The organism is Amycolatopsis sp. NPDC051061 (assembly GCF_040682935.1).
Taxonomy (GTDB): domain Bacteria; phylum Actinomycetota; class Actinomycetes; order Mycobacteriales; family Pseudonocardiaceae; genus Amycolatopsis.
In genome coordinates, this window is record NZ_JBFBBZ010000004.1 from 184,921 (window position 1) to 206,292 (window position 21,372).

Annotated in this window: 24 protein-coding genes; 14 read left to right on the forward strand and 10 right to left on the reverse strand. The window is 71.2% G+C overall.

The window, feature by feature from the left end; translation table 11 throughout:
* Nucleotides 1-23 precede the first annotated feature (23 nt).
* Nucleotides 24-296 carry a hypothetical protein gene (locus AB0N03_RS07355; RefSeq protein WP_364366792.1) on the forward strand — a complete coding sequence of 91 codons (273 nt, stop codon included), beginning with the start codon at nucleotides 24-26 and terminating at the stop codon, nucleotides 294-296.
* Nucleotides 297-406: 110 nt separating this feature from the next.
* Nucleotides 407-910 (forward strand): hypothetical protein, encoded by a 504-nt coding sequence (locus tag AB0N03_RS07360; RefSeq protein ID WP_364366795.1) that lies wholly within the window; start codon nucleotides 407-409, stop codon nucleotides 908-910.
* Here the strand turns inward: AB0N03_RS07360 and AB0N03_RS07365 are convergent.
* Genes AB0N03_RS07365 through AB0N03_RS07380 form a run of 4 tightly spaced genes read right to left on the reverse strand, consistent with a single transcriptional unit; the run spans nucleotide 907 to nucleotide 4,501 of the window.
* The gene (locus AB0N03_RS07365) at nucleotides 907-1,944 is read right to left on the reverse strand and encodes a thiamine-phosphate kinase (RefSeq protein ID WP_364366798.1); all 1,038 of its coding nucleotides are present in this window, start codon (nucleotides 1,942-1,944) and stop codon (nucleotides 907-909) included. The genes AB0N03_RS07360 and AB0N03_RS07365 overlap by 4 nt on opposite strands.
* On the reverse strand, nucleotides 1,928-2,521 hold the full coding sequence (dcd, locus tag AB0N03_RS07370) for a dCTP deaminase (RefSeq protein ID WP_364366801.1): 594 nt from the start codon (nucleotides 2,519-2,521) through the stop codon (nucleotides 1,928-1,930). The genes AB0N03_RS07365 and dcd overlap by 17 nt, the downstream gene beginning before the upstream one ends.
* Nucleotides 2,509-3,267: a hypothetical protein gene (locus AB0N03_RS07375; protein ID WP_364366804.1), complete on the reverse strand. Its 759-nt coding sequence runs from the start codon at nucleotides 3,265-3,267 to the stop codon at nucleotides 2,509-2,511. Before AB0N03_RS07375 ends, dcd begins: the two co-directional genes overlap by 13 nt.
* A 13-nt stretch (nucleotides 3,268-3,280) precedes the next feature.
* A complete protein-coding gene (locus tag AB0N03_RS07380; RefSeq protein WP_364366807.1) occupies nucleotides 3,281-4,501 on the reverse strand; it encodes a helix-turn-helix transcriptional regulator in 1,221 nt (406 codons plus the stop codon).
* 335 nt (nucleotides 4,502-4,836) lie between these two features.
* On the opposite strand from AB0N03_RS07380, the gene AB0N03_RS07385 reads away from it, so the two are divergent.
* The 4 genes from AB0N03_RS07385 to AB0N03_RS07400 all read left to right on the forward strand — a co-directional run bounded on the left by AB0N03_RS07385 (nucleotide 4,837) and on the right by AB0N03_RS07400 (nucleotide 8,933).
* Nucleotides 4,837-5,154: a hypothetical protein gene (locus AB0N03_RS07385; RefSeq protein WP_364366810.1), complete on the forward strand. Its 318-nt coding sequence runs from the start codon at nucleotides 4,837-4,839 to the stop codon at nucleotides 5,152-5,154.
* Nucleotides 5,151-5,726: a hypothetical protein gene (locus tag AB0N03_RS07390; protein WP_364366813.1), complete on the forward strand. Its 576-nt coding sequence runs from the start codon at nucleotides 5,151-5,153 to the stop codon at nucleotides 5,724-5,726. Before AB0N03_RS07385 ends, AB0N03_RS07390 begins: the two co-directional genes overlap by 4 nt.
* Nucleotides 5,727-5,829: 103 nt before the next feature.
* Nucleotides 5,830-7,086, forward strand: a complete 1,257-nt coding sequence (locus tag AB0N03_RS07395; RefSeq protein ID WP_364366816.1) for a bifunctional glycosyltransferase family 2/GtrA family protein — start codon at nucleotides 5,830-5,832, stop codon at nucleotides 7,084-7,086.
* Nucleotides 7,086-8,933: a glycosyltransferase family 39 protein gene (locus AB0N03_RS07400; RefSeq protein WP_364366819.1), complete on the forward strand. Its 1,848-nt coding sequence runs from the start codon at nucleotides 7,086-7,088 to the stop codon at nucleotides 8,931-8,933. Before AB0N03_RS07395 ends, AB0N03_RS07400 begins: the two co-directional genes overlap by 1 nt.
* Nucleotides 8,934-8,971: 38 nt before the next feature.
* On the opposite strand, the gene AB0N03_RS07405 is transcribed toward AB0N03_RS07400, so the two are convergent.
* Nucleotides 8,972-9,529: a hypothetical protein gene (locus tag AB0N03_RS07405; RefSeq protein ID WP_364366821.1), complete on the reverse strand. Its 558-nt coding sequence runs from the start codon at nucleotides 9,527-9,529 to the stop codon at nucleotides 8,972-8,974.
* A gap of 51 nt (nucleotides 9,530-9,580) precedes the next feature.
* A complete protein-coding gene (locus tag AB0N03_RS07410; RefSeq protein ID WP_364366824.1) occupies nucleotides 9,581-10,003 on the reverse strand; it encodes a nuclear transport factor 2 family protein in 423 nt (140 codons plus the stop codon).
* 86 nt (nucleotides 10,004-10,089) lie between these two features.
* Here AB0N03_RS07410 and AB0N03_RS07415 point away from each other — a divergent pair, with 86 nt between their 5' ends.
* On the forward strand, nucleotides 10,090-10,854 hold the full coding sequence (locus AB0N03_RS07415; RefSeq protein WP_364366827.1) for a hypothetical protein: 765 nt from the start codon (nucleotides 10,090-10,092) through the stop codon (nucleotides 10,852-10,854).
* Here AB0N03_RS07415 and AB0N03_RS07420 read toward each other — a convergent pair.
* Nucleotides 10,833-11,561, reverse strand: a complete 729-nt coding sequence (locus AB0N03_RS07420) for an AfsR/SARP family transcriptional regulator (RefSeq protein ID WP_364366829.1) — start codon at nucleotides 11,559-11,561, stop codon at nucleotides 10,833-10,835. The two genes, AB0N03_RS07415 and AB0N03_RS07420, sit on opposite strands and share 22 nt — an antisense overlap.
* A gap of 112 nt (nucleotides 11,562-11,673) precedes the next feature.
* On the opposite strand from AB0N03_RS07420, the gene AB0N03_RS07425 reads away from it, so the two are divergent.
* The 3 genes from AB0N03_RS07425 to AB0N03_RS07435 all read left to right on the forward strand — a co-directional run bounded on the left by AB0N03_RS07425 (nucleotide 11,674) and on the right by AB0N03_RS07435 (nucleotide 16,038).
* Nucleotides 11,674-12,384: a serine/threonine protein phosphatase gene (locus AB0N03_RS07425; protein WP_364366832.1), complete on the forward strand. Its 711-nt coding sequence runs from the start codon at nucleotides 11,674-11,676 to the stop codon at nucleotides 12,382-12,384.
* Nucleotides 12,385-12,499: 115 nt separating this feature from the next.
* Nucleotides 12,500-14,485 (forward strand): hypothetical protein, encoded by a 1,986-nt coding sequence (locus tag AB0N03_RS07430; RefSeq protein ID WP_364366834.1) that lies wholly within the window; start codon nucleotides 12,500-12,502, stop codon nucleotides 14,483-14,485.
* A 14-nt stretch (nucleotides 14,486-14,499) separates the two neighbouring features.
* Nucleotides 14,500-16,038: an amino acid ABC transporter substrate-binding protein gene (locus AB0N03_RS07435; protein ID WP_364366837.1), complete on the forward strand. Its 1,539-nt coding sequence runs from the start codon at nucleotides 14,500-14,502 to the stop codon at nucleotides 16,036-16,038.
* Here AB0N03_RS07435 and AB0N03_RS07440 read toward each other — a convergent pair.
* On the reverse strand, nucleotides 16,024-16,509 hold the full coding sequence (locus tag AB0N03_RS07440; protein WP_364366840.1) for a DUF2127 domain-containing protein: 486 nt from the start codon (nucleotides 16,507-16,509) through the stop codon (nucleotides 16,024-16,026). The genes AB0N03_RS07435 and AB0N03_RS07440 overlap by 15 nt on opposite strands.
* A 183-nt stretch (nucleotides 16,510-16,692) precedes the next feature.
* Between AB0N03_RS07440 and AB0N03_RS07445 the strand changes: the two genes are divergently transcribed.
* Genes AB0N03_RS07445 through AB0N03_RS07455 form a run of 3 tightly spaced genes read left to right on the forward strand, consistent with a single transcriptional unit; the run spans nucleotide 16,693 to nucleotide 19,851 of the window.
* On the forward strand, nucleotides 16,693-16,962 hold the full coding sequence (locus AB0N03_RS07445; protein ID WP_364366843.1) for a hypothetical protein: 270 nt from the start codon (nucleotides 16,693-16,695) through the stop codon (nucleotides 16,960-16,962).
* Nucleotides 16,955-17,566, forward strand: a complete 612-nt coding sequence (locus tag AB0N03_RS07450; protein ID WP_364366846.1) for a DUF6879 family protein — start codon at nucleotides 16,955-16,957, stop codon at nucleotides 17,564-17,566. The genes AB0N03_RS07445 and AB0N03_RS07450 overlap by 8 nt, the downstream gene beginning before the upstream one ends.
* Nucleotides 17,567-17,574: 8 nt before the next feature.
* A complete protein-coding gene (locus AB0N03_RS07455) occupies nucleotides 17,575-19,851 on the forward strand; it encodes an NB-ARC domain-containing protein (RefSeq protein WP_364366849.1) in 2,277 nt (758 codons plus the stop codon).
* On the opposite strand, the gene AB0N03_RS07460 is transcribed toward AB0N03_RS07455, so the two are convergent.
* Nucleotides 19,841-20,263 carry a hypothetical protein gene (locus AB0N03_RS07460; RefSeq protein ID WP_364366852.1) on the reverse strand — a complete coding sequence of 141 codons (423 nt, stop codon included), beginning with the start codon at nucleotides 20,261-20,263 and terminating at the stop codon, nucleotides 19,841-19,843. The two genes, AB0N03_RS07455 and AB0N03_RS07460, sit on opposite strands and share 11 nt — an antisense overlap.
* Nucleotides 20,257-20,460, reverse strand: a complete 204-nt coding sequence (locus AB0N03_RS07465; RefSeq protein ID WP_364366855.1) for a zinc finger protein — start codon at nucleotides 20,458-20,460, stop codon at nucleotides 20,257-20,259. The genes AB0N03_RS07460 and AB0N03_RS07465 overlap by 7 nt, the downstream gene beginning before the upstream one ends.
* 105 nt (nucleotides 20,461-20,565) lie before the next feature.
* Here AB0N03_RS07465 and AB0N03_RS07470 point away from each other — a divergent pair, with 105 nt between their 5' ends.
* The gene (locus AB0N03_RS07470) at nucleotides 20,566-21,363 is read left to right on the forward strand and encodes a helix-turn-helix transcriptional regulator (RefSeq protein WP_364366858.1); all 798 of its coding nucleotides are present in this window, start codon (nucleotides 20,566-20,568) and stop codon (nucleotides 21,361-21,363) included.
* The last annotated feature ends 9 nt before the right edge of the window (nucleotides 21,364-21,372 follow it).

The window sequence follows — 21,372 nt, forward strand, 5'->3', positions numbered from 1 at the left end:
TCCACGGGCAGAGGAGGGCATTCATGGACCCCAACACCACCGCACCGCGCCGGAGCCGCTGGCGCCGGGGCGTCTACGCGGCCGGGCTCGTCATCCCGTTCACCGCCACGCAGGTCTGGGCACTGCTGGTGCTGCTGCGGCTCGCGCCGCTCGACGGGCTCGTCGGCCAGGCCTTCGTGCTGGTCCTGCTGGGGTCGGTCGTCGCGATCTGGGCGGGATGGCGCTGGACCTGGCAGCTCGGCCGGGACCGCGACCGCCGGCCCGAACCTGCCCCGAAGACCCGGATCCCGACATGACGTCCGGGCCGGCGATCCTCGCGGCCCTCGTGGCCGGCATCGCCGCCGGACGTATGTCACGACACTTCGGCGGCCTTCTGCGCCGCCGGCTGACCGGAAGGAACACGGAAATGACCAGCAGGCAAGCGTCGTTCCCCGCGCGGCTCTACCACTGGCGGTGGGAGATCCTGGCGGTGACGCTGCTCCCCTACGGCCTGGTGACGTTCGCGCTGTGGGCCGGCCCACTGTGGACGTCGGCGGTCTTCGCCACCGCATTCGGCTGGGCGGTGCTGCGGCGCCACCAGCTGCGGACCCGGCTCCGGGCGGTCCGGCTGCAGCACCGCCTGCGCGCGGCGTTCCCGCTGCTGCGCCTGCCCGGCGGCCGCCGCCCGGCGATCCTGTGGTGCCGCCCCCGCGGCGGCGACGTCGTGGTGTCGCTGTTCGGCCGCGAGGCGTTCGAGCACCTGCACCGGAATCGCGCGGTCCTCGCGGCGGCGTGCGCGGTCCCGGAGGTGTACGTCGACCGCCACCCGAGGTACGCGAGCCTCGTGACGCTGACGATCAGCCCGACCGAGGCCCCGCGTGAGCGGTCGGTGCTGCCGAGCAACGTCGTCCCGTTGCGGGCGCACAGCTAGACACCCAGCACCTCGGTGACCAAAGTGGACAGTTCACCGCCGTGCCACGAGCTGGCCGAGAACCGCTCCTGGGCGATCCCTTGCCACGGAGCGGTTCCCGCGATCAGCTGCTCGTCCGCGGTGAGCGTCCCGATCTCCTGCGCCGCGATGCCTTCCGCGTACAGCGTCTTCTCGACCAGACCGGCGTCTTCGGCCACCACGACCAGACCCCAGTCACCCCAGGTCTGGGCGAGGTCGAACGCCGGCACCCCGCACTGGGCGGCCACTTCGGCGACGGGCCCGTCGAGCGCGAACTCCCCGGTGACCACCGCGCCGAGACCGTTCGCTTCGCACAGCGTGCGGACCGTGGCGAACAGCCCGTCGGAGACGTCCATCGCCGCCCGCGCGTGCCCGGCCTTGGCCAGCACCTGGCCCGCCTTCAGCTGGGCCATCGGGCGGCAAGCGCGCCGCCAGATCTCGTTCCGGGTCTTGGCCGGGACCTGCGCCCGCCCGGTCTCCAGCAGCGCCGCGGCCCAAAGGTAACCGGGGGAACCGACCAGCAGAAGGCGGTCTCCGGCCTTCGCGCCGGACCGCCGCAGCCTGCTTCCCGGAGCACACTGCCCGATGGCCGTCGCGGTCAGCTGGACGACGGAGCCGTCCCGGATGTCCCCGCCCGCGACCTTCGTGCCGTGGGCGGCGCAGCAGGCGTCGACGCCGTCGAGCAGGCGCTCGAACGCCCGCACGGTGGTCGTCTTGGGCAGCGTGTAGTTGACGACGAGCCCGAGTGGTTCGGCTCCGGCCGCGGCCAGGTCGGACAGGTTGATCGTGGCCAGCAGCCAGCCCGCGTTGAAGAAGTCGGGTTCGCGCAGGAGGTCGACGACGGGGGTGGGGCAGCTGTCGGTCGTCGCGACGAGCTCGCTCGGCCTGTCCACCGTCGCCAGGAACGCGCTGTCGTCGCCGAAACCTTCGGTGCCGCCGTACCTCGGCCGCAGGACGTGGTCCTGGATACCCCGCTCACCCAGGTCGCCGAGGCAAAGCTCAGTCGTGCCGGACATGATCCGCCAATCGGGACGCGACGACCGCGTGGTCGCTCGAATAGTTGTGCGGCATGGCCCCGTAGGGCCGCTCGCTCCCGGTCGAAGCGAACAGCATCAAGTTGCAGATCCGGGCGCCTGGATACACCAGCACCGGGTGCCGGAGGTGGTTGACGATCTCCAGCGTGAGCACGGCGCCCGTTTCCCGGCCGAAGCCGGGGCTGACCTGCCCGCACAGCACGACGCCGATCCCGAGCCGCGCGTAGTCGCTGATCCCGTCGACGAGACCCGCCAGGTTCTCGGAAAGGCCGATCTTCTCCAGGGTCGGCGCGAGGACGACCTCGCCGGGCTCGACGGCCAGCCGTCCGCGGCCGTCCGGTTCCTTCGGGACCAGCTCGGGGTGGGTCGACCGGTCCGCGACGTCGACCGGCCCGTGCGTCACCAGGGAGAACGCCTCGTGCCCGAGCCGCAGGCTGAGCGCCGCCGGCCGCACGAGCGCGGCGTCGAACGGATCCACCCGCAGCGCGCCGGTCGCGTGGGCGCGCCGGATCGCCCGGTCGGTGAGCACCCCGCGCTGCTGCCGCTTCACGAGGGCCATGGTGCGACCTCGCTGTCCAGGCTCGCCAGTACGGCGGTCACGAGCTCCTGGAAGTCTTCTTCGGTGAGGTCGAAGTTCGGCTGGTCGTCGCTTTCCCCCGGCTCGCAGTAGACAACGGTGGTGGGCGTCCGGCGGGGGCCCTGGACCACGACCGTCGCGGTCAGCCCGGCGTCGACCGGCCGGACCGTGTGGACGATCGAGGTGTCGCACGTGTAGACGTCGCCGGTCTGGACGTGCGGCACCGCCCGGCGTTTGAGCCGCACTTCGCCGTCGGAGACCAGGGCGGCCGGATTCGCCGGGTCGGCGCCGTACCGGAACCGCCGGAAGGGCTTGCCCCGCTCGGTGGTCTCGGTGAACTCGACCATGTGCATGCCGGTGCCGGCCAGCACGTGGGAGGCGAACTCCCAGCGGTGGCTGTGCGGGTTGGACTCGCCGCGGGACACCGTTTCGCTCTCCGGCCAGACGTGGAGCCGGACGCGGAACTCGGGTTCGACGCCCGTGTGGAGGACGATCTTCGCGAAGCCGTTGGGATGCCAGTACGAGCGTTTCGCGATCTCCGCGACGGCGGGCGCGTCGGCGGCCAGGTCGCGCAGCCAGGCCCCGAACGCGCCGCGGTGGGCGCGGAGGTGCTCGGCCGCGGCCTGGAGCTGGTTTGAGCCGGGCCGGGAACCGTTGCCGCGCAAGGCTTCCGCGAGTTGCCCCGGGAACGGGTGGTCGCCGTTGACCACCGGGGGTGTCGTGCTCATCGTGCGGGCTTCTCTATTCTGCGGCTGATGAAGGGAGGAACTGCGACGCCGGGAAAGCCAGCGCGATCGTGCGCAAAGCCGTCACGGCGTCCAGGGTCATCCAAATGGGAAGATCGCCACTCCCCCAGGCCCACAGGCCGCGCGAGGGTTCGTAGCGTTCCCACAAGGAATTGAGCGCGCGGCTCAGCCTGGCCACTGGCACTTGTGGCGCCTCGGCCAACGCCTGGAGAACCCAGGCGGAGGTGAAGTGCTTGATCGTTATCCGCACATCCGGACGCCCGCCGGGCTGTGGCAGGGCCAGATCTTCCGACACGCCGTCGTCGGGGTGGACCCGCTCGACGAGCCACCGGGTGCCGACTTCGACGGCGTCGGAGACTTCGTCGCTGCCGTGCCCGGAGCGAAGTACCTCGCGCAGGGCCACCACCGCCCGCGCCGTGTGCGCGGTCGACGGTTCCGGCGCGACCAGTCCCTCCTCCTTCTTCTCGCCCCAGAGCGGGACGCCGTCGAAGTCGAGCCGGGCCGCGAGGAGATCGTCCGTAAGGCGCCGGGTCAGCGGCGCGTCCGACGCGAGCCGGACCGAAGTCCGCAGCGCGGCCGACAACAGGAACGGCCGCGTCCGGCTGCGGTCGTCGAGCGAGTGCTCGAGGTGCGCCAGCCCCTCCTCGGCCGAGAGGATGGTGCTGGCCTGGAACAGCGCGCCCACGACCGCCGCCGTGACCTCGGGGCGGCGGCCGCCCGACCGGCCTTGCCAGCCGAACTCCGAACGCTTCGCGTAGAGATCGTCGACGAGCGCATGTAGGCCGATGTAGGGCTCGCCTACCACGTCCATCGCGCTGATCCCGTAGGCGGTGGCGAGCGTCGTGTGCGCGCCCCGCTTCTGGAGGTTGTGCCGCCAGCCGACCGGGCGGCCGTTCCCGTCGCGGATCAGCTCCTCGGCGAGACTGGTCCCGGCCCGGCGGAAGACCTCCAGCAGTGAGCCCCCGGTGGTCAGGTTCCCGGCGGTCACCGGCCCGGGCGAGCGGGCCGCCTCAGCCATCCCCACCAGGGCGTTTGCCGCGCGGAAGTGATCATCGAGCAACCGCGCGTTCTCCGCCGACGGCAGGTAGCGGCCGGTCTCCCACTGCGTCAGGTTCGCGCGGCTCACGCCCACGATCCGGGCCACGTCCGCCTGGGTCTGCCCGGCGGCCTTCCGCAGCCGGCGAAGTTCGGCCCCCACGGCCTCGGCCGTTACCACATCAGTACCTATCGACCGTGCCCCGGTCGACGTAGAATGTAGGTAAGCCTGCGACATCAGTCTTACCTACACCAGTAGGCATAGGTAGGGAGGTGACAGAATGTGGACACAGAGCGCACTCTATCCCACCGGCGACTCTTTCTTGGTGCGGACTGGGGTCGACTCGCCCGAACGGGTTGAAACCCCTGCTCGCGGGCCCCCTGTTCGCCGTAGCGGACGCAACCACGCGCAGCTGGGGCATTACGCAAAGTGCCCGGCGGCCTCCCCGAGCCGCCCGTGGGCGCCCTTGCCGGGCCGCCCGTCCGAGTCCGAGCGGTGTTGCCGGGGGTGTCACGATGCCAGACCACAACCTACCTACGTCCCGCGAGCCCGGTTGGTTCGACCGGCTGGTGCTCCGCCTCGGCGAGTGGCTGTTCGCCGCCGACGAAGACGCCCGCGCCACCGCGCGCGGCTGGGAAGTCCGGCGCGGGGCCCGAGGCACCCGCGTCTACCGCGACCCCCGCTGGGACACCGTGCACGCCTGCGGTTCCTGCGGCGGCCACGGCCTCACCCTCACCGACGGCGTGGCCTGCCCGGCCTGCGCCGGCACCGGAGTCGTTCGCTCGGCGCCCGCGGTCGCGGCCGCCGACGGCGGGAAAGGAGCACGGTCATGACCCGCGACCACCACCACGCGACCGAACTGGCCCGGCAGCTGACCCACGTCAAGCGGCCCAACCCCCTCCTGTGGCTCTACCACTGGCGTTACGAGGCCCTCGGCGTGACGCTCCTGCCCTACGTCCTGATCAACGTCGCCCTTCAGCTCGGGCTGGTCTGGTCCCTGGTCGCCCTGGTGGTGGCGTTCAACTGGGTCTTCTACTGGCGCGCGGCCCGCCGCCACGTGCGCGGCCGGCTGCGCGCGATCGTCGTGCAGCACCGGCTTCGCACGGGTTTCGCCGGCGCGCGGATCTGCACGGTGGACGGCCGCCGCCCGGCGATCCTGTGGACCCGCCCGGTCGACGGCGATGTCATGGTCTGGCTGTTCTGCCCGGCGGGCATCGGGTTCGAGCAGATCCACGCGGGCCGCGCGGTGCTGGCGACGGCGTGCTTCGCGAGCGAGATCTACGTCGACCGCCACCCGAAGTACGCGGCGCTGATCACGCTGACCGTGTGCACCACCGCGGCCCGGCCCGAGCCCGGCCGGGCGGTGTCGCCGGGCGAGGTCGTCCCGCTGCGGGCGCACAGCTGAGCCCCGGGTCCGGCGTCCACCTGGTGGGCGCCGGATCCGGCGCACAGCAACCGCACAGGGCGATCACACGATCACCAAAGCGGGGCCCGCGACTGTATGAGGCATGACAGCCACCGCCTCCGCCGCACGGCCCGGGACCGTCCCGGTCGACCTGGCCGGTCCGCAGCCCGTCCTCGACGTCGTCATCCCGGTCTACAACGAAGAGACCGACCTCGAACCGTGCATCCGCCGGCTGCACGCGCACCTGGCCGAACACGTCTCCTACCCCTACCGGATCACGATCGCCGACAACGCGAGCACCGATGCGACGCTGCGGGTGGCCGAAAGACTCGCCCGGGAGTTCCCCGAGGTCGCCGTCCACCACCTCGACGAGAAGGGCCGCGGCCGCGCGCTCAACGCCGTCTGGCGGGCCTCCGACGCCGCCGTCCTCGCCTACATGGACGTCGACCTCTCCACCGATCTCGCCGCGCTCGGGCCGCTCGTGGCCCCGCTCCTCTCGGGGCACTCCGATCTCGCCATCGGCAGCAGGCTCGCCCGGGGAGCGCGAGTCGTGCGGGGGCCGAAGCGCGAGTTCATCTCCCGCGCCTACAACCTGATCCTGCGCTCGGCGCTCGCCGCGAAGTTCAGCGACGCGCAGTGCGGCTTCAAGGCCATCCGCGCCGACGTCGCCCGCGAGCTGCTGCCGCACGTCGAGGACACCGGCTGGTTCTTCGACACCGAACTCCTCGTCCTCGCGCAGCGGGCCGGCCTGCGGATCCACGAGGTGCCCGTCGACTGGGTCGACGACCCGAACTCGTCGGTCAACATCGTCAAGACGGCGACCGCGGACCTCAAGGGCATCGCGCGCGTCACCAAGGCCACCTTCACCGGCGAGATCCCGATCAGCAGGCTGCGCGAGCAGCTCGGCCGGCAGCCGATCGGCGTCGAGGCGCCGGGCGTTCCGCCGCGGCTGGTGACGCAGCTCGTGCGGTTCGCCGCCATCGGCGTCAGCAGCACCCTCGCCTACCTCGTGCTGTTCCTGCTGCTGCGGACGGCCGTCGGCGCGCAGCCGGCGAACTTCGCCGCCCTGCTGGTCACGGCGATCGGGAACACCGCGCTGAACCGCCGGCTGACGTTCGGCATCCGCGGCCGCACCGGCGCCGGACGCCACCAGTTCGAAGGGCTGATCGTGTTCGGCCTCGGCCTCGCCCTGACGAGCGGCTCGCTGGCCCTGCTCAACGGTTCCACCACCCCCGGCCTGGTCCTGGAGATCACCGTGCTCGTGCTGGCGAACCTCGCCGCGACGGTGCTCCGGTTCCTGCTCCTGCGCGGCTGGGTGTTCAACCCGCGCCGCCAGGCCGCTACCCAGAAGGAGTACTGATGACCGCCGTCCTGTCCGACACCGTGACGCAGGAACCGCGTCACCGCAAGGAATCGGTGGCGCACGCCCCACCGCGCTGGGTCCGCCCGAGCGTGTTCGGGCTGCTGGCCGCGACCGCCGTGCTCTACTTCTGGAACCTCACCGCGTCCGGCTACGGCAACTCCTTCTACGCCGCCGCCGTGCAGTCCGGGACGCAGGACTGGAAGGCCTGGCTGTTCGGGTCGCTCGACTCGGGCAACGTGCTCACCGTCGACAAGCCGCCCGCCGCGCTGTGGGCCGGCACGCTCTTCGCGCGGATCTTCGGGTTCTCCAGCTTCACCGTGCTGGCCCCGCAGGCGCTGATGGGCGTCGCGTCCGTCGGCATCCTGTACCTGGCGGTGAAACGGACTTCGGGCCCGATCGCCGGGCTCATGGCCGGCGCGATGCTGGCCCTGACCCCGGTCGCGGCACTGATGTTCCGCTTCAACAACCCGGACGCGCTGCTCGTGCTGCTCATGGTCGCGGGCGCCTACTTCGTCGTGCGGGCCACGGAAAAGGCCAGCCCGAAGTGGCTCGCGCTGGCCGGCGTCGCGATCGGCTTCGGCTTCCTGACGAAGATGATGCAGGCGTTCCTGGTGCTGCCCGCGTTCGGGCTGGTGTACCTGATCGCGGCGCCGACGTCGCTCGGCAAGCGGCTGCTGCACCTCGGCGGCGCGGTCGCGGCGCTGGTCGTCTCGGCCGGCTGGTACATCGCGCTGGTCGACCTCTGGCCGACGGCGTCACGGCCCTACATCGGCGGGTCCGAAGGGGACAGTCTGCTCGAACTCGCCTTGGGCTACAACGGTTTGTCGCGCATCTTCGGCGGTGGTGACGGCAGCGGGCCCGGCGCCGGCGGTGGCATGGGCGGTGGCAACACCGGCTTCGGCGGCTCTTCGGGCCTCTTCCGGATGTTCGGGTCGAGCTTCGGCACGGAGATCTCGTGGCTGCTGCCCGCCGCGCTGATCGGGCTGGTCGCCGGGCTGTGGTTCACCCGCCGCGCGCCGCGCACCGACCGGACGCGCCTCGCGCTGGTCCTCTGGGGCGGCTGGCTGGTCGTGACGGCGGTCGTGTTCAGCTACATGAGCGGCATCGTGCACCCGTACTACTCGGTCGCGCTCGCCCCGGCCATCGCCGCGCTGGTCGCGATCTCGGGCCGCGCCCTCTGGCAGGGCCGGGACCACCTCGGTCCGCGGGCGACGCTGGCCGGGATGGTCGTGGCGACGGCGGTCTGGTCGTTCATCCTGCTCGACCGCACGCCGGACTGGTTTCCGGCGCTGCGCTGGATCGTGGCGGTGCTCGGTGTGCTGGCCGGCACGGTGCTGGTGATGGGCGTGCCCACCTTCCGCAAGGCGGCCACGGTCGTCGCGGCGGCGGTGGTCCTGACGCTCGGTGTCTCCACCGCGGCCTACGGCGTCGAGACGGCGTCGATCGCGCACAGCGGCTCGATCCCGACCTCGGGACCGACGTCGAACGCGATGGGCGGCGGCATGGGCGGCGGTGAGGGCTCGTCGTCGAGCGCGGTCGGCGAACTGCTGGCGAAGACGACGACGAAGTGGGCCGCGGCGACGACGGGCTCGCAGAACGCCGCATCCCTGGAACTGGCCAGCGGCAAGGCGGTGATCGGCATCGGCGGCTGGAGCGGCTCCGACCCGGCACCGACGCTGGACGAGTTCAAGGCGTACGTGGCGGCCGGCGAGATCAAGTACTACATCGACGGCGGCCGCGGCGGCGGCCCGGGCGGCGGCTCTTCGGAGATCACCGCGTGGGTGACGGCGAACTTCACCGCCACCACGGTCGACGGCCAGACGGTCTACGACCTGCAGAAGTGACGCTCAGGGCCCGGGCTTCTTCGGAAGCCCGGGCCTTTTCACGCGATCCCCCGGGCTTCGCGGACGAACGTGTCGCGGTGGGAGCCGCGGAAGACGGTCGTCTCGACGAGGGCCTCGAAGTGCCGGTACCCGCCGAGGGCTTCGGCCTGGTCGAACGCCTCGGCCGCGGCGGCGGTCCCGTGGCTCCCGCACCCCGCGACGACCACGACCTCGGCGGTCTCCGGGGCGAACGGGTTCGCGGCGCGGACGACCAGCCCGTAGTCGACGCGCGGCTCCCCCGCGTCGTCGTAGCGGGGCGAGGCCGCGAAGCCGGACTTGCGGTCGTAGACGGAGGAGCCGTTCTCGGCGAACCCGAGCGAGAGCACGCCGTCCAACCGTTCGAGGACGCTTCCGGTCAGGGAATTACCGCCGATCAGGACGAGGTCCGACCGGATTTCTTCCTCCGTGAGCGACTCGGCCTCGACGAGCCGCACGGCCGACCCGAGCTGGGCCTGCAGCTCCACCGCGGCGAGCAGATCGCCTTCGTCCACCATGCCGCCGGGGAAGCGCAGGCCGAACACCATGAGCGGCCGGGAGTCGTGCGGCATCGCGCCCATGACCGGCTCCTTCGGATCGTTTCTCCGAAGTCGTCGCAGGTCAGCGGGTCGTTACGGCCGGGTCCGCAGGTGGTGGCCGACGTCGCCGACGAGGTCGACCGTGGCCCGGCGCTCGGTGAATCGCCACCCGTGCGCGGTGCGCGTGAACCGATCCGCGTACCGGCCCGCCGCGATCGTCTGCAGCGGCAACCCCGGCGCGGCCTGCAGCACGGTGAAGTAGGCCCGCCCGGACGCCGTGTCGCCGGACACCTCCAGCGCGATGTTCGTCGTGACGTGCTTGGTCCGCGGGGTCCCGTCGTCGTAGACGATCACCGTGTCACGCAGCATCCGCGTGACCTCGGCGCCGCGGAAGGCCCCGCCGCTGCCCACGAACGCCCCGTCCGCGAACAGCACGCCGACGCCGTCGAAGTCCCCCGCGTCGACCAGCGCGGCGTACGAAGCGATCAGGTTCTCGAGCGCGCGGTAATCGTCCACGGGAGACGATCGTACAGAGAAAGTATGGAAACATTCCGTACTGTGGCGGCGACGGCGGCAGGGGGCCGCCGACGGGGGTGAAATCCATGACGCTCGATCGCCGGAACCTGCTCAAAATCGGCGCGGGGGCGGTCGTCGCGGTCGCGAGCACCACGCTCATGACCGGCACGGCCGGAGCCGCGACGACGACGGCCCTGCCGCCCGTGCCGGGCATGCTGGGCGACCGGAAGGCCAACGAACTCTGGTACCAGCTCGACGAAATCGCGCTGTACCACCCGTCCCAGGAGGTTCAGGACGCCTACGCGGTGCTCTTCCCGTTCATCCAGCAGAACGCGCCGGAAGGCCTGCCCGCGAAGTGGCGGGCGCTGAGCCTCGAACCGGGCTACCCGCGCAACTACGCGGAGTTCGTCAAGCCGCTCGAGCAGCCGCTGAAAACGCTGTCGGCGCTGCAGCTGGGCAACTTCGACCGCTTCTACCGGGGCGACGAAGAGGGCCTGATCCGGGCCTTCGCCGCCTTCGGGCAGGGGATCCTGTTCGACCCGCGGCGGGCCGACGTCGAGTCCGAAGTGCACACCATGGACGGCGATCCGCCGTCGGGCTACCACTTCTGGCACGCCATCCAGCGCGCGCAGATGGTGCTGGACATCGACCGCCGCCGCTGGGCGCGGATCACCCCGATGCTCGGCTTCGCCTGGGCGCTGCAGTCGATCGCGAAGCCCGACCACCGGCACGTCAACCCGGGCCTGCCGCGCGAGCAGGTCCGCGCGCAGGCCCGGTACTGGCTGCCGCGCTCGACCGCCGAGCTCGACCGGGACTTCCGCTCGTCGCCCTACCCGGACAGCACCCGCTGATAAGCCGCCTGCAGCCCCGGGCCCGGCGCGATCCCGAGCCGTTCGTCGAGGATCCGCCGGCCCCGGTGGTACACGGCCACCGCGTCCGCCGGCCGCCCGCTCGCGTAGAGCGCGGCCATGAGCAGCGCCCGCGCGCGTTCCCGCAGCGGGTGGTCGAGCACGAGGCCGGTGGCGTCCGGCACCGCCCGCAGGTGGTCGCCGGTCGCCACCTCCGCTTCGATCCGGCTCTCGAGGACGGCGAGCCGGAGCTCCTCGAACCGCGCCGACTCCCCCGCGCGAAGCGGTTCGGCGATGCCGGCGAGGACCGGGCCGCGCCACAGGTCGAGCGCGGCGCCGAACAACTCCGCCGCGCGCCCGGCCGCACCCGCGCGCAGCTCGTCGTGGCCGGAAGCGGCCAGCCGCTCGAACTCCTCCGCGTCGACCGCGGCGCCGTCCGGCGCCAGCAGGTACCCGCCACCCGACCGGACGAGCCGCGCGGGCCGCCCGAGTCCCTTGCGCAGACGGGAAACGTACGTGCACAGCTGCGCGTCGACCGTCGCCGGCCGGACGCCTTCCCACAGCAGCGCGATGAGCCGCTCATCGGGAACCACGCGCCCGCGGGCCAGCAGCAGCGCCGCCAGCAGCGTCCGCGGCTTCCGCCCGCCGAGCACGGCCGGGCGGCCGTCCGCGCGGATCACCGCCAGCGGACCGAGAATCCGGAACTCCATGCCCCACCCCGTTCCCAAGGTACCCGGACCGACACCGCCGGCACAGGAAAGTCTCAGACGGCCCACAGGTAACCGGCGGATCATGGAGGACAGAGGGGACGAGGAGGCCGCGATGAGCACGACACGACCGGAGTACCCGCGCTGGCACACCGCGAGCGCCCAGGGGCCGCGCTCGCTCAACGCCGACGCCGTCGGGGCGTACGCCGCGGCCGGTGGCCCCGGCATCGTGTTCGCCCTCGCCGACGGCGTCGGAGACGATCCCGCCGCCGCGCGGGCCGCCCGCACCGCGGCCGCGGCCGCCGCCCGCACCCCCGTCCACAAAGGACCGGTCGAAGCCGTTCTCGCGGCGCAGCAAGCGGTTCGCGAGCAGACGCTCGGGGACGCGGTGCTCGTCGTCGCCATGCCGGCCGAGCACGGCGGGTACCGCATCGCCTGGGTCGGCGACGCCCGCGCGTACGCCTGGGACGGCACCACGCTCGGCCGCCTGACCACCGACCACACGCTCGCCGAGTACTTCCGCGCCCGCCACCAGCCGGTGACCCCGCGGATGGAGCACGTGGTCACCACGAGCGTCCGCACGACCAAGCCGGAGGAGATCGGCACGGCGGAGACGTCGAGCGCGGGCCTGCTGCTGACCAGCGACGGCGTCCACAAGCCCCTCACCGGCAGCGGGATCCGCGCGGTGCTGGCCCGGCCGGGCACCGGCGCGGCCGACCTCGTCGACGCGGCGCTCGCCCGCGGCGGCTCGGACAACGCGACCGCCCTCTACGTCGAACCCCTGGAGGCCGCCAGCACGACGGTGCGATTTCCCGTCGCCGCGTGAGCCCGGGATCATGGACAAAAATCGGCCAATCGGGGAGCACCGGTAGCCGATCCGTCACGGAGCGTTTATCCTGGTGACCTGACGTGTTCGTGGTCCACTGGGGGAGTACACACCGATGGTCGAAACGGATCATTCCGGTTCCGTCCTGCTGACCCGCCGCCTGCTCTGGAACGGCGTGACCGGCAAGCCGCCGCGGCCGCAACCGGTGGTCCTCCTGCTCGGCCCGGTCGGCGCCGGCAAGTCGCACGCGCTGTCCGAGATCACCGACCACCTCGGCTGGGGCGTCGTGCACGCCCGGTTCGACTTCGCCGGTGACGAGCCGGCTCCCGTCGACGTCCTGATCAGGCTGGCCTACAACCTCTCCCGGAAGTGGCGGCACCGCGCGCGGCCGCGGTTCCTGCGCCTCGCCGTCGCCCTGATCGCCGTCAACGCGGAGCTCACCACCACCGACCGCGGACGAGATCGGGAGACGCTGCGCGGCCGGCTCCGGGAGTTCAAGCGCAGCCGCTGGTCCGGCCGCTTCGATCCCTGGCTGCGCATCTTCACGAAGGCCGCCGTGCCGCCGCCGTTCGGCGCCGCGTTCGCCGACGAGGTCCCGGGGCTGCTCCAGACCGTCCGCCCGCGGCTGGGCCACATCCTGCGCTCGCTGACCGAGTTCGACCGGTTCACCTCCGGTGACGCGCTCGACGCGCTGGTCGACCTCAACTGGCTGGCGCGCGGGGACGAGCCCGACCCCGACGCCGTCACCGCGTGGCTGACCGAAGCCTTCCTCGCCGACGTCCGCGAGAACCACCGCCGGATGTCCGCCCCGGAGCGGCACAGCCCGTGTGATTGCGTCAACCCGGACAAGCAGTCCCACGTGCACAACTGGGTGGTGCTGCTCGACGACGTCGACCACCCCGGCGGCCTCGCGTTCCTCAAGGCACTGGCGCAGGCTCGCGAGGCTTACCGGCACAAGCACAGCGACCGCGGCACCGGCGATCCGCTGCTGGTCGTGGCGACGAGCGGGAAGTGGGACGGCGAGTGGGAGCGCGAGCTGGCCCGCGCCTGGCGGCCACCGTGGCAGCCGGGCGGGACGGCGGCCCGCATCGTGCCGAGCTGCCGCGACGCCTCCTACGACGACTGGGCCGAGCACCCGGACAGCGCCCGCCCGCCCACCTACTACCCCGTGCTGCTCGAGCCCTTGACCCTCCGCGAGGTCGCGACGCTGCTGGGCAAGGACGTCCCCCGTGCGACGGCCGAGTTCGTCCACCGCGCCAGCGGCGGCCTGCCGAAGGCGGCGAAGCAGCTGGCCGCGGCCCTGCGTGACACCCCGGTCCGCCAAGGTGCCCGTGACGTCCTCGGCACGTCCGGCCCCGACCCGTGGCGCCGCTGGCTCACCGACCTCCGGCTGTCCACCGTGGACACCGACGCGCTGGTCACGGCGGCGCCGTTCGCCACCGCGCCCTGGCTGGTCCCGCTGCCCGAGCACGGCCTGGTCGGCCAGCCGCACGTCGGCCCGATCCTCACCGAGCTGCGCGCGTCGCTGTGGGTGAACGCGCCGGGCGACGGCGGCGGCACCCCCGACCACGTCACCCTGCACCCCTGGCTGGCCGGCAACCTGGTGTCCGCGCTGGCCCGGCGCAACGGCGGCGCAGGCCCGACGTACACGGCCCAGTTCACCGCGCTGCGCGGCGCGCCGGGCGCCGACGACGTCCGGCTCGCCTACTGCCTGCTCGCCCTCGGCGACTTCCCGGCCGTGGTGGACCTCTTCGAACGGGACTTCCCGAAGCTCCCGCACCAGGAGTGGATCGACCGGCTGACGGTCGTCGTCCACGCCCCGGACGCGCAGCCGCTCGACGAGAACTACGAGCGGCTCTACGGCAAGCTCGTCGGTGCCGACATCGAGCAGAACCCCGGCGACCGCACGGAAATCCGCAACAACCTCGCCCGGCTGGTCGCCGCGAGCTGGCTCAGCGCGAACCCCTTCGCGGTGCGTGGCCCGGCCCAGAACAAGAACATCAGCGCCGCGCTGACCAACCTGTCGTCGATCTCGCAGCGCTCGGACACCCAAGCGCTCGACACCACCGCCAAGCTCGCCTCCGACGGCCTCTGGCCCTGACGGACGGAACGCCGATGCCCCGCACCGCGCTGCTCGACCGCTTCGCTCCGCGAACCCGCACCGCCGAACCCCCCGTCCGGCCCCGGAGCCTGCTCCACCGGCACTGGATCGTGGTCACCGTCGTAGTGGTGCTCCTGGTGGGCGGGTACCTCGTCTGGAACCCGCCGTGGCAGCAGTGCGGCGCCGGGCTGACGGAGGAGAACGACGTCTGCGTCGGCCTCTCCCTCGACTCCGGGCCGCTGCGCGACGACGATCCGCTCGCCGACCTCGAAGCGCTGATCGCCGACCGGAACGCGCAGGCGGGCGCGGCCTACAAGACCGTCGTGGTGCTCGAGAACCTGACGCCGGACCCGGCCGTCGACAGCACGCCGATCGACTTCATCCGCCACGAGGTTCAGGGCGCGATCGCCGCCGCGTGGCCGCGGCCGGACACCACCGGCGTCAAGCTGCTGCTGGCGAACTTCGGCAGCAGCGCCGAGCACTGGCGCGCGGCGGTCGACCAGATCGTCGCGAACGCCGAAAGCCACCACATCGCCGCCGTCACCGGCGTCGGCATCAGCCTGCAGAACACCCGCGACGCGATCGCCGAGCTGTCCCGCCAGGGCATCGTCACGATCGGCGCGACGGTGACCGCCGACGACCTGAACGTCGACACCGACGGCAAGCGGATCAAGAACTTCTTCCGCGTCGGGCCGACGAACAGCGACGAGGCGCACGCCGCGGTCAACTACATCGCGAAGCTCCCGAAGCGGCGCACGATGCTCGTCACAGACATCAACGAAGCCGACACCTACGCGGGCACGCTGGCCAAGGCGTTCACCGAGCAGCAGCTGGTGCCGATCCAGTTCTCGAAGAAGTACGACTCCCTCGAGGGGCAGCTCACCGGCACGAGCCGCGACGAGTACCTCCAGAAACTGTTCCGCGGCATGCATTCCGACATCTGCAACGCCCAGCCGGACGTCATCTACTTCGCCGGCCGCGGGGTCGATTTGAGGTCGTTCGTCTACGCGCTGTCGAACGACGGCGCGTGCCAGCAGCTCCGTTCGGTCACGGTGATTTCCGGCGACGACGCGGCGACGCTCGTCGGCACGAAACTCCCGCTGTCCGGCGACATCGCCGTCACACCGCTGTACACGGCGCTGGCCTACCCGGACCAGTGGAAGATGTTCACGGGCAACGACGCCGCGCTGACCTACCAGCAGAACTACACGGACTTCATCAACGCGTTCACCGGCACGCACGAGTTCGAGGCGGCGGCCCTGGCCGACGGCTCGGCGATGATCGAGCACGACGCCGTGGCGACGGCGGTCAAGGCGGCCGAGGACGACCCGTCGGCCAGCCCGCGGTCGGTGACGAACTTCGTCGCGAACATCGACTGCAACTCGGCCGTGGCCGGCGCCACCGGCTTCATCGCGTTCCGGCAGGACAGCGGCAACCAGATCGACAAGGTGCTGCCGATCCTGCGGATCGAGGCCGACGGCGCGGCGAGCCCGGTCGACCTCGTGTGGTCGCAGGGCCGGCCGCTGGACACGTCGCCGTCATGCACTTCGTGACCGCTTGAGCTGCCGGTACTCGCGCAGGACCAGGACGATGATGACGACGTCGAGCGCGGCGAAGAACGGCAGCGCGATCGAGTGGGTGTGGATCGCCCGGAAGATCTCGTAGACGACGAACGCGGCGAGGACGAGCGCCGCGACCGGGTACGCCCGGACGATCTTTTTCGCGAGCGCCCAAACCAGCCCGAGCTTGATCAGGCCGTGGGCGAGCAGGTACGCGACGGCGAACGTCTTCGTGTCGCCGTGGAGGAAGTTCTCCGTCGCCGACTCCAGGTGCCGCGCGAGGGTGCCGGACGGGTCGCCCAGCAGGTCGCGCGTGATGACCGCGTGGGTGAACCCGCTGACGGTCGAGGCCGGGATGAACGCGAGGATCAACGCCCCGACGACCTGCAGCGCGCCGTCGAGCCCCTTGATCGCGATCGCGATCCGGAAGAACCGTTCGGTCGCGGTCGTGTTCGTCTCGGTCATCTCGCCTCCTCTCGCTCCCACTCTGCCGCAACCACACTGCGTCCGCACCCGGAGACACCAGACGCCCGAACAGGGGACATTTCCTGGCCAAGTCCCTGAATTCACACCCGATTTGTTGCCAATGCAGCAAGATCATCTCTATGCTGTAATTTCCGTTCGCCGGCTAAAGAAGGGGAGCGTGTGATGCCACGTCTGTGGGAAGCCGATCCGAACGCGTCGTTCAAACGTCGTCTGGGGAAGTCCGCGATCGAACTCGACCGGACGAACAACGACCCCAGCTGCCCGGATATCTGGGAACTTTCGAACGGGGACGTGGCGATCATCGGCCGCGACCTTACGTCGGGATATGCGGCGCGGTTGCCCGACGGGGTCAGCATCGGCGCGGACGAGCGACTGGTCGTCATTCCGGGCATCATGATGCGCAACGCCAAGGGGGACATCCCCGATGCATAGACGTCTCGTCACCCTGCCCGGTGATCGGTTGACGCCGGACGAGTACTTCGCCGACCACGCCGAGAACTTCTGGCGCACCGACGACAGCGGGTGCTGGAAGCTCGAGCGGCAACAGCACTTCGTCGAGTCCGGCGACGCCAGCTGGGACGCCTTCACCGCGGGCGATTGGCCCAAGGCGCTGCGGCTCCTGGAGGAGCGCAGGCAGAAAGTCGCCGACTACGAAACCCGCATCGCCCGGCACGGGTTCGAAGTTCGGCGGGTCCGGGTCGTGGAAGAACCGATCAGCCCCTATCTGTACTGGGAGCTCAACTCCCTGCACGTGCGGTTCCAGGTGGGCGGTAAGATCCGCGTCGTGTCCGGTCACACCGTCGACGAGATCGAACAAGAAGAAGTTCTTCCTGAACTTTTCATCCTCGGCAAGAAGGTCATTTATCAAGTCTTGTACACCGAGCGCGGTGAACTCGAAGGTGCGGTCAAATCCGCGGACCCTGGGCTGATCAGCCGATGGACGGCCACCACCCGCCGGCTCTACGACGAGGGCGAAGGGCTGGGCACGTTTTTCGCCAGGAAGCTCGCCGGGCGGCAGCCACCCCCGGCGTGGTGAGCCGGCCGATGTCCGGTGACGAGCCGTCCGGTCCGGTCCCCCGCCAGCTCCCCGCCGACGTCCGCGGTTTCGTCAACCGGCTTCGGGACCTCGCCCGGCTCGACGAGATCATCGACGACAGCACCGCTCCCGGCGCCACGATCGCCGTGGTGGGCACGGCGGGAGTCGGCAAGACTTCGCTCGCCGTGCACTGGGCGCACCGGATCCGTGCCCGGTTCCCGGACGGGCAGCTCTACGTCAACCTCCACGGGTACGACCCGGGGCCGCCGATCACGCCGCACGAGGTGCTCGAGCGGTTCCTGCACGCGCTGAGCGTGCCGGTGGCGGCGGTTCCCGCCGACCTCGAGTCCCGAGCCGCCTTGTTCCGATCGCTCCTGTTCGGCCGCCGGATGCTCGTGGTGCTGGACAACGCCGCGACGGTCGGGCAGGTCCGGCCGCTGCTGCCCGGCAACAGCGAGTGCCTGGTGCTCGTAACCAGCCGGAGCAGCTTGTCCGGGCTCGTGGCCAGGGACGGCGCGCGCCGGCTGAGCCTGCGCGTGCTCTCCGAGGACGAAGCGACCGAGCTGATCCAGCGCATCACCTCCGGCTACCGCGATCAGGACGACACCGCGGAGCTCGCCGAGCTGGCCGGACTGTGCGCCCGTCTCCCTCTCGCCCTGCGCATCGCCGCCGAACGCGCGATCAACCGGCCGTGGACACCCTTGCGCGACCTCATCACCGAACTGCGGGACGAATCGGCACTGTGGGACGCGCTGACCGCCGATGACGACGACGAGTCCGACGCCGTCCGCACCGTTTTCGCCTGGTCTTACCGAGCGCTGACGCCGGAGGCGAGTCGCATGTTCCGGCTCCTCGGGCTGCACCCCGGCCCGGAGTTCTCGCTCGCCGCCGCGGCGGCGCTCGCCGGCCGGTCCCGGGCCAAGGTCCGGCGCGTCGTCGACGACCTGGTCGGCGCGCACCTGCTCGAGCAGCCGCGAGCGGACCGGTACCAGTTCCACGACCTGCTGCGGATGTACGCGAATGACCAGGCGCGGGCCGAGGAGACCGCCGACGCCGCCTTCGAGGCCGCGCATCGCGTGCTGTCGTGGTACCTGCACGGCGCGCTCGCCGCGCGAGACCGTCTCGGCGGCGACGCCCTGTCCTGGACGGCGGCCCCGGCCGCGGCGGACAGCGACCCGCCGGCGTTCCCGGACCGCACGGCCGCCCTCACGTGGTACGGACAGGAGCGGGAAAACCTGGTCCGGGCCGTCCGCGCGGCCGACGACCTCGACTTCTCCGACATCACCTGGCAGCTTTCGGCGGCGCTTTACCCGATTTACGCCGAACACAACCATTTCGGCGACTGGATCGAAACCAGCACCACCGCACTCCGGGTGGCCCGGCGGCTCGGAAACCGCGCGGCCGAAGCGGAACTGCTGGAGAGCTTGGGCAAGGCACACACCCAGCACTTCGACCGGGAGCTGGGGATCGAACTGCAGTCGGCTGCGCTTCGCCTGCGTCGTGAGCTCGACGACTCACTTGGCGAGTTGAAGTCGGCCAACGCACTGGGGCTGGCCCGGTTCCGCGCACGCGACCTGATCGCGGCCAGTGACCTGTTCGCCCGGGTCACCACGCTCGCCGGCGTTCTCGGTGAGCCGTACTGGCTGGCGGTCGCGACCAACAACACTGCCAACGTCGATCTCGAACTCGAATCCTTCGAGCGGGCGCAGCGCCTGCTGAACGAGGCGTTGGCCGGGTTCCGCCGGCTCGGACTGCGCAGTGGCGAAGGCGACGCCCTGCGCGGGCTCAGCCGCACGAACAGGGAACTCGGCCGGCCCGCCGAAGCGTACGAGTACATCCGGGCCGCCGTGGGCATCGCACGGGAAGACGGGAACCCCGCACGAGAAGCGTTCTGGCTGTTGGAAGAAGGCCGCGTCCAGATCGATCTCGACCGGCCGGCGGAAGCCCTGGAGACGCTCCGGCGCTCCGCGACGCTGCAGCGGCAGCTGGGTGACCGTGCGCGTGAGGCCGAGACCTGGGACGTCACCGGCATCGCTTACCGGATGATGGGGCGAGCCGAAGAAGGCGTGCAGTTCTGCCGCCGAGCCGTCTCCGTGTTCCGCGAGCTGAACGAGACCTGGTTGCTTGCCCTCGCACTCGACCACCTCGGCGCCGCGCTGGACGATTCGGGCAGTGCCGGGGAAGCCGCGGAGGGACGCCGAGAGGCGCTTGCGCTGTTCGGGTCCTTCGCCGATCCTCGCGCGCGGCGCCACTACGCGCGGCTGGCGGCGATTCTCACGGGCTGAGGCGGTTCAGACACCTTTCGCACCGTTCGTGCCGCGCTGTCCGGCCGGTGGGGTCGGTGCCGTAGAACGGGAAGCACGCCGCGCCGCAGACGGCCAGGAAGATCGGCCCGCACCGGAGGGGGTGCGGGCCGACCTGGTGGGCGACGGCCAGCGCGCGCCGCCGTGCGCCCGCTTCGGGGAGCCAGCCGTGGTCCGGGAGGGTGGCGCGGACCTCGGCGTCCAGCTCGTCGGCGCGGGTGACCAGGTCCGCGCCCAGGTCGGCGAGACGTTCCCCCAGGTCGCGGAGGATGTCAGGCCGGGGTGTCTCGTCGTCGAGCGTGCGAGCGAGCCACGCCAGGTCGAGCGCCAGCGACGTGTGGAGGTCGCGGATGCGGTCGAGCAGCCGGTGGTCCCGGTCGGTCTCGGTCAGCACCGCGCCAGCCACGCGGCCCGGCATTCGGCGCAGGTCGGGTCGAACCAGTGCCCGCCGAGCTGCGGAACGTCGCACACCGCGACGGTCACCTCCGCTCCACACAAGCCGACGAACGTTTCTTCCGGACGCGGCGGGAAAGCCCCGTCGAGCGCATGTCGCTTTCCCTCCGCTTGTTGCCACCTCAACATGACGTCCATTCAATCTGTCCGATCCGGTTGACACCAACACACCGAGAGGGTGATGGACGGGTTTCGTATCATCGGCCCATGAAAGCGACTTCTTCCACGCCACGCGCTCGCGCGTTGGCCGCCGGGCTGCGCGAAGTACGCGAAGCGCACGGAGTGGGGTTGCGCCAGCTGGCGCGCATACTCGGCTTCGCGCCGCAAGTGCTGTCGTTGTGGGAGAAGGGGTTGAGGTTGCCGTCGGTGGCGGACGTGGCGCTCATCCTCGGCTTCTTCAAGGTGCGCGGCGAAAAGCAGAAACACCTTTTGGAATTGGCCAGGACGGCCCGCGATCCCGACTGGGTCAGCACCGGCTCCCCGGAAATTCCCGGGCCATTGAGCGGCCTGCTCGAATGCGAGCGGTCCGCCACCGCGGTGACCAACTGGGCACTCGGGATCATTCCCGGACTGCTCCAGACCGCGGATTACGCCCGCACTCTGCTGAGCAATTCGAACCTCACGCTGGCGCAGGCCGATGCGCGACTGGCGGTCCGGCTCGGCCGGCAGAAGATCCTCACCCGGGCCGACCCGATCCGGCTGCGCGCGGTCATCTACGAGACCGCGGTCCTCGAGCCGGTCGGCGACGAGGACATCATGTCCGACCAGTTCGACCACCTGCTGGCGATGTCCCGGCTGCCGAACGTTTCGCTACGGATCCTGCGCGCGGGCGAGGGCTACCACCCCGGGCTGCTGGGCAGCTTCCTCATCTACGACTACGAGGACCTGCCGCCGATCGCGTTCCTCGAAAACTACAGTGGGAGCGTCTTCCTCTCCGAGCGCGAACACATCGCCGCCTACCGCGAACTCGCTAAGATGGTGTCCGGCAATGCCCTCAGCGAAGAAGCCTCCCGCGAGCTGATCGCGGAGGCGACCCGATAGCCGGAGGCC